General features: G+C 64.1%; 14 protein-coding genes. 7 read left to right on the top strand and 7 right to left on the bottom strand.

Features of this window, described 5'->3' with window-relative positions:
- Window positions 1–8 precede the first annotated feature (8 nt).
- From EBN1_RS18465 to EBN1_RS18455, 3 genes are read left to right on the top strand one after another with little or no spacing between them, the layout of a single operon-like run.
- The gene (locus EBN1_RS18465) at window positions 9–1,661 is read left to right on the top strand and encodes an acyl-CoA synthetase (RefSeq protein ID WP_011239502.1); all 1,653 of its coding nucleotides are present in this window, start codon (window positions 9–11) and stop codon (window positions 1,659–1,661) included.
- Window positions 1,662–1,685: 24 nt separating this feature from the next.
- On the top strand, window positions 1,686–2,486 hold the full coding sequence (locus tag EBN1_RS18460) for an enoyl-CoA hydratase (RefSeq protein ID WP_011239501.1): 801 nt from the start codon (window positions 1,686–1,688) through the stop codon (window positions 2,484–2,486).
- Between the two features lie 43 nt (window positions 2,487–2,529).
- Window positions 2,530–3,297, top strand: a complete 768-nt coding sequence (locus tag EBN1_RS18455) for a TatD family hydrolase (RefSeq protein WP_041646586.1) — start codon at window positions 2,530–2,532, stop codon at window positions 3,295–3,297.
- Here EBN1_RS18455 and EBN1_RS18450 read toward each other — a convergent pair.
- On the bottom strand, window positions 3,294–3,896 hold the full coding sequence (locus EBN1_RS18450; protein ID WP_041646585.1) for a TetR/AcrR family transcriptional regulator: 603 nt from the start codon (window positions 3,894–3,896) through the stop codon (window positions 3,294–3,296). The two genes, EBN1_RS18455 and EBN1_RS18450, sit on opposite strands and share 4 nt — an antisense overlap.
- Before the next feature lie 167 nt (window positions 3,897–4,063).
- On the opposite strand from EBN1_RS18450, the gene EBN1_RS18445 reads away from it, so the two are divergent.
- From EBN1_RS18445 to EBN1_RS18430, 4 genes are read left to right on the top strand one after another with little or no spacing between them, the layout of a single operon-like run.
- On the top strand, window positions 4,064–4,813 hold the full coding sequence (locus tag EBN1_RS18445) for an electron transfer flavoprotein subunit beta/FixA family protein (RefSeq protein WP_011239498.1): 750 nt from the start codon (window positions 4,064–4,066) through the stop codon (window positions 4,811–4,813).
- A gap of 2 nt (window positions 4,814–4,815) precedes the next feature.
- Complete coding sequence (locus tag EBN1_RS18440; RefSeq protein ID WP_011239497.1) at window positions 4,816–5,778, top strand: electron transfer flavoprotein subunit alpha/FixB family protein; 963 nt, start codon at window positions 4,816–4,818, stop codon at window positions 5,776–5,778.
- Window positions 5,779–5,832: 54 nt separating this feature from the next.
- Window positions 5,833–6,498 (top strand): energy-coupling factor ABC transporter permease, encoded by a 666-nt coding sequence (locus EBN1_RS18435; RefSeq protein WP_011239496.1) that lies wholly within the window; start codon window positions 5,833–5,835, stop codon window positions 6,496–6,498.
- 59 nt (window positions 6,499–6,557) lie between these two features.
- Window positions 6,558–8,351: an acyl-CoA dehydrogenase gene (locus tag EBN1_RS18430; protein ID WP_011239495.1), complete on the top strand. Its 1,794-nt coding sequence runs from the start codon at window positions 6,558–6,560 to the stop codon at window positions 8,349–8,351.
- A gap of 100 nt (window positions 8,352–8,451) precedes the next feature.
- Here the strand turns inward: EBN1_RS18430 and EBN1_RS18425 are convergent, their stop codons facing one another.
- From EBN1_RS18425 to ompR, 6 genes are all read right to left on the bottom strand, one after another.
- Window positions 8,452–9,234 (bottom strand): peptidylprolyl isomerase, encoded by a 783-nt coding sequence (locus tag EBN1_RS18425; RefSeq protein WP_011239494.1) that lies wholly within the window; start codon window positions 9,232–9,234, stop codon window positions 8,452–8,454.
- Window positions 9,235–9,260: 26 nt separating this feature from the next.
- Window positions 9,261–9,524, bottom strand: coding sequence for a BolA family protein (locus tag EBN1_RS18420; protein WP_011239493.1), 264 nt, complete (start codon window positions 9,522–9,524; stop codon window positions 9,261–9,263).
- A complete protein-coding gene (locus tag EBN1_RS18415; RefSeq protein ID WP_011239492.1) occupies window positions 9,521–9,820 on the bottom strand; it encodes a YciI family protein in 300 nt (99 codons plus the stop codon). The genes EBN1_RS18420 and EBN1_RS18415 overlap by 4 nt, the downstream gene beginning before the upstream one ends.
- On the bottom strand, window positions 9,820–10,428 hold the full coding sequence (locus EBN1_RS18410; protein ID WP_011239491.1) for a septation protein A: 609 nt from the start codon (window positions 10,426–10,428) through the stop codon (window positions 9,820–9,822). The genes EBN1_RS18415 and EBN1_RS18410 overlap by 1 nt, the downstream gene beginning before the upstream one ends.
- Window positions 10,429–10,576: 148 nt before the next feature.
- Entirely contained in the window at window positions 10,577–12,046 is a 1,470-nt protein-coding gene (locus EBN1_RS18405) for an ATP-binding protein (protein ID WP_011239490.1), read from the bottom strand.
- Window positions 12,003–12,740, bottom strand: a complete 738-nt coding sequence (ompR, locus tag EBN1_RS18400; RefSeq protein ID WP_041646584.1) for an osmolarity response regulator transcription factor OmpR — start codon at window positions 12,738–12,740, stop codon at window positions 12,003–12,005. The genes EBN1_RS18405 and ompR overlap by 44 nt, the downstream gene beginning before the upstream one ends.
- Between the last annotated feature and the right edge of the window lie 95 nt (window positions 12,741–12,835).

Here is a 12,835-nt window from a genome sequence, read left to right as displayed (position 1 = left end):
GAGCAGAAATGACCGAACGCGAATCGTCACCCTACGAGATTGGTCTGGAGAAGAATGCCGCCAATTACGTCCCGCTCACGCCGCTGACGTTCATCGAGCGCAGCGCCTACGTTTATCCGGACCGGATCGCCGTCATCCACGGCGCACGTCGCTACACGTGGCTGGAAAGCTATACGCGCAGCCGTCGTCTGGCATCGGCGCTGAAGCAACTCGGCGTCGGGAAGAACGATACTGTCGCGGTCGTCCTCAACAACACTCCGGAAATGTTCGAATGCCATTTCGGTGTCCCGGCGACGGGTGCGGTGCTCAACACGATCAACACGCGCCTCGAGCCCGAAACCGTCGCGTTCATGCTCAACCATGCCGAAGCGAAGGTGCTGATCACGGACCGCGAGTTCGCCCGGGTCATGGCGAAGGCAATTGAACTCGCGAACCGGCCGGACCTGATCGTCATCGATGTCGATGACCCGGAATACAGCGGGCCGGGCGACCGCGTCGGCACGCTCGAATACGAGGCGCTGCTCGAGACGGGCAGCCCCGATTTCGCCTTCGAACAGCCTGCCGACGAATGGGACGCGATTTCGCTGAACTACACGTCCGGCACGACCGGCAATCCGAAAGGCGTCGTCTATCATCACCGCGGCGCGTACCTCAATGCGATGAGCAACATCGTCAGCTGGGGCATGCCGCCGCATTCGGTGTACCTGTGGACGTTGCCGATGTTCCACTGCAACGGCTGGTGCTTCGCGTGGACGATGGCGGCCAACGCCGGCACCAACGTCTGTCTGCGCCGCGTCGATCCGCGCCTGATCTTCGAAGCGATCCGCGAGCATGGCGTCACGCACTATTGCGGCGCACCGATCGTCCATTCGATGCTCGCGAACGCGCCCGAATCCTGGCGCGAAGGCATCGATCACAAGATGTATGGCCTTGTCGCCGCGGCGCCGCCGCCTGCCGCGGTGATCGAAGGGATGGCGAAAATCGGCATCGACCTGACTCACGTGTACGGCCTCACCGAAACCTACGGCCCCGCCGCAGTCTGCGCGAAACATGACGAGTGGAAGGATCTCCCGCTCGCCGAGCAGATCGCACTGAACGGGCGCCAGGGCGTGCGCTACCACGCGCAAGAGGGCATCACGGTGCTGGATCCGCAGACGATGGAGCCGGTGCCCTGGGACAACCAGACGATGGGCGAGATCATGTTCCGCGGCAACCTCGTGATGAAGGGGTATCTGAAGAACCCCGACGCGACCGAGGAGTCGTTTCGCGGCGGCTGGTACCACACTGGCGACCTGGCGGTGATGCAGGCCGACGGCTACGTCAAGATCAAGGACCGCTCGAAGGACGTGATCATCTCCGGGGGCGAGAACATCTCGTCGATCGAAGTCGAGGACGCGCTGTACAAGCACCCGGCCGTGATGGCGGCAGCGGTCGTCGCGCTGCCCGATCCGAAGTGGGGCGAAGTGCCGGCAGCTTTCGTCGAGCTGCGCGAAGGGACGACGGTGACCGAAGCAGAGCTGGTCGCGCACTGCCGCGAGCATCTCGCCGGCTTCAAGTCGCCGAAGAAAATCATCTTCGGGCCGTTGCCGAAGACTTCGACCGGCAAGATCCAGAAGTTCGTGCTGCGTGAGCAGGCGAAATCGACTCAGTCCTTCGAATAAATAGACCGATCGGGAGAAGTAGAAATGAGCGCAGTGCCGCAATCCGATGCCGAAACTCTGCTGCTGCGCCGCGATGAAGGCGGCGTCGCGCACCTTGCCCTGAACCGGCCCGGCCAGTTCAATTCGCTGTCGCAGGCGATGCTCGAAGCGCTGATCGAGGAGATCGACGCGATCGCGGCGGACGCCAGCGTGCGCGTGGTCGTCCTGTCCGGGGAAGGCAAGGCGTTTTGCGCCGGGCACGACCTCAAGGAGATGCGCGGCAACCCTGGGCTCGAGTTCCAGCAGGCGCTGTTTCGCCTGTGCGGCCGGTTCATGGTCAAGCTGACCGAGATGCCGCAGCCGGTGATCGCGCGGGTGCACGGCATCGCGACCGCTGCCGGGTGCCAGCTGGTGTCGATGTGTGACCTCGCGGTCGCGGCCGACGTCGCCCGGTTCGCCGTGTCGGGCATCAACGTCGGCCTGTTCTGCGCGACACCCAGCGTGGGTTTGTCGCGCAACATGGGGCGCAAGGAGGCGTTCGAGATGCTCGTCACCGGCGATTTCATCGATGCGCCCGAAGCCCAGCGCCGCGGGCTGGTCAATCGTGTCGTGCCGCTCGAGCAACTCGACGACGAGGTCGCGAAACTCACCGCGTCGATCTGTGCGAAATCGCCGGTCGCGGTACGGATGGGCAAGCAGATGTTCTACCGCCAGCTCGAGATGGGAATGGAGGCCGCTTACCAGATGGCAGCCGAGACAATGGCCTGCAACATGATGACCGAGGACGCTGCCGAGGGCATCGACGCCTTCGTCGGTAAACGCAAGCCGCAATGGCGCGGGTGCTGAGTCGGCGCGGACGGCGGGTGTGCCCGTGTCTGTCGACATCCCAATGCTTGTCGACACCCATATCCACCTCGATGCCGACGAATTCGAGCACGACCGCGAAGCCGTGCTCGCGTCGGCCCGATCGGCCGGCATAGCGCGTTTCGTCGTCCCGGGCGTCGAGGTCGCGAACTTCGACCGCGTCGCGGCGCTCGCCGCGGTGCATCCCGACATCCGCCACGCCTACGGCATCCATCCGCTGTACGTCGACGCGGCGGGACCTGACGATCTGGCGGTTGTCGAGGATCGCCTGAGCAAGGGCGATGCCGTTGCCGTGGGCGAGATCGGACTCGATTTCCTCGTCGATAGCGAGCGGAACAGGAACCGTCAGGAGCAGTTCTACATCGCGCAGCTCAAGCTCGCGCGCCGCTTCGATCTGCCGGTGATCCTGCATGTGCGACGCGCGGTCGACGCGGTCCTCAAGCATTTGCGACGCATCGAGGTGGCGGGCGGCATCGCGCATGCGTTCAACGGCAGCCGGCAGCAGGCCGACGCGTTCATCGCGATGGGCTTCAAGCTGGGTTTCGGCGGGGCGATGAGTTTCGACGGCTCGCGGCGCATCCGTGCCCTTGCGGCGACCCTGCCGCTGGACACGCTCGTTCTCGAGACGGATGCGCCGGACATGTCCCCCGCATGGGCGCAGGGGCGGCGCAACGAGCCGTGCAACCTGTTGCGCTATGCCCGGATTCTCGCCGACCTGAGGGGGACTGCGGTCGATGAGGTGATCGCGGCGACGGGTCGCAACGCAGTTTCGGTTTTTGCCGGAAGACTTTAGGCCGACTGCCTTTTCTTCATGTTTGCGGACTGGGCAATGAGGTCGGCGATATCGCGCTTGACGCGCGCCACGTCGCTGTCGAACTTGTCATAGATCATCAGCGAAATCCCGAATACGTATGCATAAAGCAGCATGCAGCGGCTCGATGCTTCTTCCATCGGCACGGCGCAGGCGAGAAACAGGTCGCGCGCGCAGCGTAGCCGGATGTCGTCGACTTCGGCGACGATTGCGGCAGTTTCCGGGTCGCGCCGCGCCCAGTCGCGCACCGCCAGTTCGATCATCGCACCGCGGCGACTGCGGCTTGTGCTGTAGATGTCGATGACGTGGTAGATCTGCTCCAGCTCGCGCCCGGGGTCCGCCCGGGTCTGCTTGACGATGTCGCGGATCCGCCCGTCGCGCCAGGTCTGCAACACGGCCATCAGCAGGTCGTGCCGATCCTGGAAGTGCCAATAGAAGCTTCCTTTCGTGACTTTCAGGCGCTTGGCCAGCACTTCGACGCGCAGACCGGCGACGCCTTCCTCGGCGAGCACGTCAGTGGCGGCAACGATCCATGCATCACGATCGAGTTGAACCCGGGGTTTGTTCACGACGTTTTCCATACGGGATAGTATTGACGAATCCTGGACCATACGCTACCGTACGTGTCCATACCGATGCGTATGGAACGATTTTTTGGAGCGGCGGTCAAGGTGTCATTCGATTTCGGGCAGTGACATAATGCTCGGACCCATAAAAACACTGACCAGACAGATTAAGGAGCGCGGCATTGAAGATCCTCGTACCCGTTAAGCGCGTGGTCGATTACAACGTCAAGGTGCGTGTCAAGAGCGACGGCACCGGCGTGGATATCGCCAACGTGAAGATGTCGATGAATCCGTTCGACGAGATTGCAATCGAAGAAGCGGTGCGGCTGAAGGAAGCCGGTATTGCGACCGAAGTGGTGGCGGTGAGCTGCGGCGTCGCCGCGTGCCAGGAGACGCTGCGCGCGGCGATGGCGATCGGCGCGGACCGCGGCATCCTCGTCGAGACCGACGTCGAACTGCAGCCGCTCGCCGTCGCGAAGCTCCTGAAAGCGCTGTGCGACAAGGAAGCTCCGCAGGTGGTGATTTGCGGCAAGCAGGCGATCGACGACGATTCGAACCAGACCGGTCAGATGCTGGCCGCGTTGATGAGCTGGCCGCAAGCCACTTTCGCGTCGAAGCTCGTCATTGCCGGCGGCGCTGCGACCGTCACGCGCGAGATCGACGGCGGCCTCGAAACCCTCGAAATCAAGCTGCCGGCAGTCGTCACGACCGATCTGCGCCTGAACGAGCCGCGCTACGCGACGCTGCCGAACATCATGAAAGCGAAGAAAAAGCCGCTCGAGACGGTCAAGCCCGCCGACCTCGGCGTCGATGTCGCACCGCGCCTGGCGACGCTGAAAGTCGTCGAACCCGCGAAGCGCAGCGCCGGCGTACGCGTTGCCGACGTTGCGCAGCTCGTCGACAAGCTCAAGAACGAAGCGAAGGTGATCTGAACATGGCGATTCTGGTTATTGCTGAACACGACAACGCGAGCCTGAAGGCCGCGACCCTGAACGCCGTGGCTGCGGCCACCGAGCTCGGCAAGGCGGCCGGAGGTGAAGTGCATGTCCTCGTCGCGGGCGCGAACTGCGCCGCGGCCGCGGCAGAAGCCGCGAAGCTCGCAGGCGTGGCCAAGGTGCGCGTCGCCGATGCCGCGCACTACGACGCGCAGACCGCCGAGAACGTCGCGGCGCTCGTCGTCGCATCAGTTGCAGATGAGGCCGGCGACTACTCGCACGTCGTCGCGCCCGGCACCTCGTACGGCAAGAATGTCACTCCGCGCGTGGCGGCACTCCTCGACGTCGCGCAAATCTCCGACGTCGTCGCGATCGAATCGGCCGACACTTTCCAGCGTCCGATCTACGCCGGCAACGCGCTCGCGACCGTCAAGAGCTCCGATGGCGTGAAAGTGCTGACGGTGCGCACGACCGCGTTCGAAGCGGCCGCAGTCGCCAATGAAGGCGGAGCCGCAGTCGAAGCGCTCGCCGCAGGGCCCGACCTCGGCGTGGCGAAGCTCGTCGGACGCGAGCTCACGAAGAGCGCGCGCCCCGAACTGGGTGCTGCGAAGATCATCGTCTCCGGCGGCCGGGGTCTGGGCAGCGGCGAGAACTACCACAAGCTGCTCGAGCCGCTCGCCGACAAGCTCGGTGCCGCGCTCGGCGCTTCGCGCGCTGCGGTCGATGCCGGTTTCGCGCCGAACGACTACCAGGTCGGCCAGACCGGCAAGATCGTCGCGCCGCAGCTCTACATCGCGGTCGGCGTCTCGGGCGCGATCCAGCACCTGGCGGGCATGAAGGACTCGAAGGTCATCGTCGCGATCAACAAGGATCCGGAAGCGCCGATCTTCCAGGTCGCCGACTACGGGCTCGTCGGCGATCTGTTCGAGCTCGTCCCCGAGCTGACCAACGCGGTAGGCTGACGCCGCGCGAGCGAAACCGGACCCGGACCCGGACCGGCACGGGGAGCAGCGAGATTGGACCTTCCTGTCTCACTGTTTCCCGCCTCCTGGCACTGGATTTCGCTCATTCTTTCGCTGTTCGTGTTCCATCACCTTGCAGTGACCGTTCGATGGACGCACGTTGCAGCGCCGGCGCAGCTGAACCTGCTGCTCGGCTTCGTCGTAAGCCTGATCCTGTTGTGGAGCCTGAGGGCCGGCGTCAAGCCTGGCCTGAACCTCCATTTGCTCGGCGCAATGGTCGCCACCCTTGCGCTGGGTCCCCGGCTGGCGATCGTCGCGCTGGGGCTGGCGTTGGCCGGCATCACGCTGAACGGGGCACTCGAGTGGCAAGCCTGGCCGCTCAATTTCCTGCTGATGGGCGTCGCTCCGGTGCTCGCCGCACAACTGTGGCTGCGCACGGTGGAACGTCGCCTGCCGGCGCATTTGTTCGTGTTCATCTTCGTCGTGGCCTTCATCGGCTCCGCGGTCACGGCGATGCTGCAGGGCGCTCTTGCCGCCGCGGCGATGGTGGCGGGCAGTGCTTATTCATTTGCATTTCTGGCCAGCGATTATCTTCCTTACCTCCTGTTGCTCGGTTTTGCGGAGGCATGGATGAGCGGGGCGGCGATCACGCTGATGGTGGTGTACCGGCCCGACTGGGTGGTGGCGTTCGATGACCGCCGCTATCTGATCGACAAGTAACCCGACGCGGCAGCAAGAGCCGCAAATTACAACAAAGTACTACTGGAGAGGTTAGAAAAATGAGCCAATACACTGCACCCGTTCGCGACATGCAGTTCGTCATGCACGAACTGGCCGGCCTGCAGGAAGTCGCAAAGCTTCCTGGCTGCGAAGATGTGTCGAGCGACCTGGTCGATGCGATCCTGGACGAAGCGAACAAGTTCGCCAGCGGCATTCTGGCGCCCCTGAACCGGGTCGGGGACCAGGAGGGTGCGAAGTGGGACCATGGCAAGGTCACGACGGCGCCCGGCTGGAAGGAGGCTTATCGCCAGTTTTCCGAGGCCGGTTGGACTGCGGTCGCAGGCGATCCCGAATACGGCGGCCAGGGGTTGCCGAAGCTGCTCTCGACTGCCGTCATGGAAATGTGGAAGGCGGCGAACATGGCTTTCTCGCTGTGCCCGATGCTGACCAACGGTGCGATCGAGGCGGTCGCGCTGCGCGGCAGCGACGAGCAGAAGGCCGCTTACCTGCCGAAGATGATCAGCGGCGAGTGGACCGGCACGATGAACCTCACCGAGCCGCAGGCGGGGTCCGATCTGGCGGCGGTGCGCACGCGCGCCGAACCCCAGGGCGACGGCACCTACCGCCTCTTCGGACAGAAGATATTCATCACCTATGGTGAGCACGACCTGACCGACAACATCGTTCACCTGGTGCTTGCACGCCTTCCGGACGCTCCCGAAGGCGTGAAGGGGATTTCGCTCTTCGTCGTGCCGAAGTTCCTGCTCAATGCCGACGGCACGCCCGGCGAGCGCAACGACGTGCAGTGTGTCTCGATCGAGCACAAGCTCGGCATCCACGCGAGCCCGACCTGCGTGCTCGCGTTCGGCGACAGCGGCGGTGCGATCGGCACGCTGGTCGGCGAGGCGAACCGCGGCCTCGAGTACATGTTCATCATGATGAACGAGGCGCGCTTTGCAGTCGGCATGGAAGGCCTGGCGTTGTCCGAGCGCGCCTACCAGCATGCCTTGGCCTACGCGAAGGATCGCGTGCAGGGCACTGAAGCCGGGGTGCGCGGCGGACCGAAAGTGTCGATCCTCCATCACCCCGACGTGCGCCGCATGCTGATGTCGATGAAATCGCAGACCGAGGCGATGCGGGCGCTTGCCTACGTCGTCGGCGCAGCGACCGACCTCGCGCATCGGCATCCGGACGCTGCGGTGCGGGCGCAGAAGCAGGCTTTCGTCGACCTGATGATTCCGGTCGTCAAGGGATGGTGCACCGAGAATTCCATCGACATCGCGTCGACGGGCGTGCAGGTGCACGGCGGCATGGGCTTCATCGAAGAGGCCGGAGCGGCGCAGCATCTGCGCGATGCGCGGATCACGACGATCTACGAAGGCACGACGGCCATCCAGGCGAATGACCTGATCGGGCGGAAGATCGCGCGTGAGAACGGCGTGACGGTCAGAGCGCTGATCGGCGACATGCGGGCCGTCCAGGGCCAACTTGCGGAGCAGCAGGGCGAAGCGTTCGCGGCGATCCGCAAATCGCTCGACGCCGGCATCGCGGCGGTTGAAGCGGCGGTGGACTACATCCTCGCGACGTACAACAACGACATCAAGGCGGCCTCGGTCGGTTCGGTGCCGTTCCTGAAGCTGCTCGGTATCGTCGGCGGCGGATGGCAAATGGCGCGCGCGGCGCTGGCTTCGCAGGCTCGAATCGCGGCCGGGTCCGACGATGAGTTCTATCGGACGAAGATCGTGACGGCGCGTTTTTACGCCGACCACGTCCTGTCGCTCGCTCCGGCGCTGGCGTACGCAGTGGTGAACGGAGCCGCCGGCGCGCTGGCTCTCGACGAAGCGCACTTCTGAACGCGACTTGATGGCGGCGCCGGCTCCCGCCGCGCCCGCCTTGAAACGAAAGGGCCGGTCTGCCTGCGCAGAAACCGGCCCTTGTCACGCTGGATCGCAGTTACTCGACTTTCGCCTTGGCCCTCAGGTCGGCGACGTGCTTCTCGATTTTCTTCTGCTGCAGGCGCTGTTCGAGTTGCGGTTTGACCTCTTCGAAAGCAGGCGCTTTCAGGTCGCGGACGTCGTCGAGCTGGATCACGTGGTAGCCGAAATCGCTCTTGACCGGCGTCGCGCTGTATTGACCCTTCTCGAGTTTGACCATCGCTTCCGAGAACGGCTTGACGAACATCCCGGGGTTGCTCCAGCCCAGTTCTCCGCCCTTGTCTTTCGAGCCGGGATCCTTCGACGCCGTGGCGAGCGCCTCGAACTTCTCGCCGGCACGCAGCTTGCCGATGATCGCTTTCGCTTCTTCTTCAGTTTCGACGAGGATGTGGCGCGGCTTGTATTCCTTCGAACCCATCTGGCCCTTGATGCTTTCGTATTCCTTCCGCAGATCGGCATCGGTGGCGGGATTGGTCTTGACGAAGTCCTGCATGTACGCGCGGATCAGCACGCCCTGGCGGGCTAGGTCCATCTGGGCCTGGATTTCGGGCTTCTTGTCGATCCCTTTCCTTGCCGCTTCCTGCGCCAGCACTTCGAGGCGGACGAGCTGCTCGCGAGCGGCCTCGCGCAGCTCGGCGCCGTCGGGGGCGCCTTGCGCATGCTGCTCATTGATCATGACGTCCATGCGGGACGAAGGAATCGGGGCGCCGTTTACGGTCGCAACCGGGGTAGCCGCGCCCGCTGCGTGGACCAACAGGGCGGCCGTGAGACCGAGGGCGAGGCGGCTGGGAAAACGTTTCATCAAGGTTCCTTCGGGGTGGGTTGAATTCATGCTTCATCGGCCGTCAGGGCGCGGACGGCGAGCGCGTGCACGCGCGTGCGCATCAGGTCGCCGAGCGCGTCATAGACAAGGCGGTGACGGGCGACAGTGTTCTTGCCCTGGAAACACTCGGCGACGATGGTCAGGCGATAATGGCCGCCGCCACTTCTGGCTCCCGCGTGGCCGGCGTGCAACGCACTGTCGTCGTCGATCTCGACCGATACCGGATCGAGCACCGCCAGGCGTTCGCGGATTTGGTCGATCGTGGTCAAGGCAGCACCTTCTTGAAGGGTTTCACGGTGATCCGCGCGAACACGCCCTGTTTGACATAGGGATCGTCGGCCAGCCAGCGCTCGGCCTCGCCTTGGGACGCGAACTCGGCGACGACGAGGCTGCCGAAGAAACCGGCCGGGCCGGGATCCGGGGAATCTATCGCCGGGAGCGGGCCTGCCATCAGCAGGCGTCCTTCATCGCGCAATCCCTCCAGGCGGGCCAGATGGGCCGGACGGGCGCTCGTGCGCGCTTCAAGCGAACCCGGCGCATCTTCGCCGAGGAGTACGTAAAGCATCAGGTGGTTTCCTCCTGGATATGTCGGGACAGATAGAAGCCCTGGCCAAGAACGAACAGCAGCATCAGGCCCATGCCGCCGAAAAGTTTGAAATTGACCCAGGCCTCTTCGGAAAAATTGTATGCAACGTACAGGTTGAGAAAACCCATGAGGATGAAAAACCCGGCCCATGCAAGGTTGAGGCGTTTCCAGACGGGCTCCGGCAGCCGAATCTGGGCTTCGAGCATCTTCCGGATCAGGTTGCGGCGGAATATCACGGCCGATACGGTCAAGGTGCCGCCGAACAGCCAGTACAGTGCGGTCGGCTTCCACTTGATGAACGTCGGGTTGTGGAAAAACAGCGTCGCGCCCCCGAACACCGCGATTATGGCAAGGCTGATCCACAGCATCGTGTCCACCTTGCGGTGCCGCATCCATACCCAGCCGATCTGGGCAATCGTAGCCAGGATCGCCACCGCGGTTGCCAGCAGGATCGGCGCCTGCGTGACGGCAATGCCGTCGCCGAGCCAGCGCGACGCGAGCTCGTGCGCGAAAGCCTGGTTTCCGCCAGCGATCTTGTAGGCGACGAAGAAGAGGATGACCGGGAGCAGATCGAAGAGAATTTTCATGCGGCAGAATTATAGCGACTTGTCCGTTGTATCCGGCTGAGCTTTGAGGGGATGGAATCCTGGCCGGATCAACGTCCATCGCCGGACAGGACGGCAGTGCCGCGGAGACTGCCTGTACCGGTGCAAGAACCGGATGCCGGGCCTGCTCTCATGCGGTCGCGTCATCCTGCTCCGGCCCGCGCATTCTCGTGCCGAGACGGCGCTTTTCCAGCGGAAGATGCAGGATTGCAAGCAATCCGCCTCCGAGCCGGCGGCCCAGGTCCAGTCGCCCGTTGTGCGAGCGGATGATGCGTTCGACGATCGCGAGGCCGAGACCGGCCCCCTTGGTGTTCGAGCGCGCGTTCTCGAGGCGCGTGAAGGGGTGGCGCATCCTCTCGATTTCGCTCTCCGGAATGCCTGGCCCGCGGTCTGCGACTTCGATCGTCGCCTCGCCTTCGGCGCTATTCACTTTGATATCTATGGGATGGTTCTCGCCCGCATAGCGGATGGCGTTATCGATGAGGTTGGCGAGCCCTCGTCGCAGCGACAGGCTTCGCGCGGGCAGGACCAGTTTCCCGGGCAAGTCCGTGCGGATATCGATACCGCGCAGCCGATAAGGTTCCACGAGGTCCCGCACGAGGCCCGCCAGGTCGAGCGCCTCCATCGGCTCCTGCGGTTCTCCGCGCCCGAAATCCAGGAACTGGCCGATGATCCGGTCCATCTCCTCGACGTCGGCCACCATCGCGGCGACTTCGGTTTCCGGTGCCCCCGACATTTCGACGCCAAGCCGCAGGCGCGCCAGCGGCGTACGCAGATCGTGGGAGACGCCGGCGAGAATCAGGGCGCGATCCGCGTCCGTGCGGGCGAGATCCCCTGCCATCTGGTTGAAGGCTTTCGCCACTGCGGCAATCTCTTGGGGGCCTGTTTCGGGCAGGTGTGGCGGCGTGCGACCGCTGCCGACGACGCGCGCCGAGCGGGCGAGATTGCGCAGCGGCACGCTGATCCGGGAAACGATCAGGTAGGCGCCGAGCAGCGCGACGAGGAGCGCACCGCCTCCCCACGTCAGCCATTCGATCGCCTCGGTCTGTTGCAGCCGCTCGGACGGCAGCATGACCCAGAAATCTTCCTTGTCTTCCGGGTGGAGCCTGAAGCTGATCCAGAAACCGTCGAGCGTTTTCCAGCGCGAGGCAAAGCGCGTGTGAGCGCCGAGCTGACGGCGAATCTCTTCGGTCAGCAGACGCATGGCGCGACTGTCCGGCAGCGGAAGGAGTTCGTCGGAAGGTTCGGCCGGGTAAATCCGGATCCCCTCGAGCGCTGCCAGGTCGATGAGCAATTCGGTGCGGCGCTCGACGTCGGCGTTGATCAGCGCGGTGCGCGTCAGGTTCACGACGCTCGTCGCCATCTGCGCAAGATCGCGTGCGCGCACCGGGTCCTCGAAATGGCGAAAAATCTGCGACCAGGCCACCAGCGCGAGCGTCAGCAGGAGGGCAATGAGCAGAAAAGTCTGCCACAGCAGCGTGCGCGGCGGAAGATCGTTCACCGCCTCGCTGAGGGTCTCACGGATGCCGGTCCACCCGGCGGGACGCGGAGGATGGTCAGCTCTCGCTTGCAGCTTTTGTATCATCGGGAACGAATACATAGCCGAAACCCCAGACAGTCTGGATGTAACGGGGTTTCGCCGGATCGTCCTCGACGAGCTTGCGCAGCCGGCTCACCTGCACGTCGATCGCCCGATCGAAAACGCCGTACTCCCGCCCGCGCGCGAGTTCCATCAGCTTGTCGCGCGACAGGGGTTGCCGGGGATGCTGGAGGAGCACCTTCAGCAGCGAGAATTCGCCCGTGGTGAGTGCAATCTCGTCCTCGTCACGCGTCAGCGAACGCACACCGAGATTGACGCGCACGCGCCCGAAGCTGACGATTTCATCCTCGCTCGTCGGGGCACCGGGCAGGCTCGGAGGCTGGCGGCGCATCACCGCGTGGATACGGGCCACCAGTTCGCGCGGGTTGAACGGCTTGGCAAGGTAGTCGTCGGCACCCATTTCGAGCCCGATGATGCGATCGACATCGTCTCCCTTTGCCGTGAGCATGATGATCGGCATGGCGTTTTCATCGGCGCGCAGGCGCCGGCAGATCGTCAGACCGTCCTCGCCGGGAAGCATCAGGTCGAGCACCATCAGGTCGAAATGCTCGCGATGCAGCGCCCGGTCCATCGACGGTGCGTCGACCACCGCCTTGACCGTGAAACCCTGCTCCTGCAGATATCTCGACAACAAATCCCGCAACCGCGCGTCGTCGTCGACGAGTAACACTCTATATCGGATTTTAGCGTTCATAAGTCGCATCCTATCCTTTGAACATTTGGCATGCTAGCGCTTCGGCGGCCCAGGCCGGGTACCGGAGTAACGCTTCGTAAGGCGGTGTGGAATAG

The organism is Aromatoleum aromaticum EbN1 (assembly GCF_000025965.1).
Classification (GTDB): Bacteria; Pseudomonadota; Gammaproteobacteria; order Burkholderiales; family Rhodocyclaceae; genus Aromatoleum; species Aromatoleum aromaticum.
The sequence above is the reverse complement of the archived record's forward strand: the minus strand, read 5'-3'. Positions and strand labels throughout refer to the sequence as shown.

Bases quoted from the DNA above. Each gene is read 5' to 3' on its own strand.
- EBN1_RS18465 (WP_011239502.1), top strand. From the start codon at position 9: ATGACCGAACGCGAATCGTCACCCTACGAGATTGGTCTGGAGAAGAAT.
- EBN1_RS18460 (WP_011239501.1), top strand. From the start codon at position 1,686: ATGAGCGCAGTGCCGCAATCCGATGCCGAAACTCTGCTGCTGCGCCGC.
- EBN1_RS18455 (WP_041646586.1), top strand. From the start codon at position 2,530: ATGCTTGTCGACACCCATATCCACCTCGATGCCGACGAATTCGAGCAC.
- EBN1_RS18450 (WP_041646585.1), bottom strand. From the start codon at position 3,896: ATGGAAAACGTCGTGAACAAACCCCGGGTTCAACTCGATCGTGATGCA.
- EBN1_RS18440 (WP_011239497.1), top strand. From the start codon at position 4,816: ATGGCGATTCTGGTTATTGCTGAACACGACAACGCGAGCCTGAAGGCC.
- EBN1_RS18430 (WP_011239495.1), top strand. From the start codon at position 6,558: ATGAGCCAATACACTGCACCCGTTCGCGACATGCAGTTCGTCATGCAC.
- EBN1_RS18425 (WP_011239494.1), bottom strand. From the start codon at position 9,234: ATGAAACGTTTTCCCAGCCGCCTCGCCCTCGGTCTCACGGCCGCCCTG.
- EBN1_RS18415 (WP_011239492.1), bottom strand. From the start codon at position 9,820: ATGCTTTACGTACTCCTCGGCGAAGATGCGCCGGGTTCGCTTGAAGCG.
- EBN1_RS18410 (WP_011239491.1), bottom strand. From the start codon at position 10,428: ATGAAAATTCTCTTCGATCTGCTCCCGGTCATCCTCTTCTTCGTCGCC.
- EBN1_RS18405 (WP_011239490.1), bottom strand. From the start codon at position 12,046: ATGTATTCGTTCCCGATGATACAAAAGCTGCAAGCGAGAGCTGACCAT.
- ompR (WP_041646584.1), bottom strand. From the start codon at position 12,740: ATGAACGCTAAAATCCGATATAGAGTGTTACTCGTCGACGACGACGCG.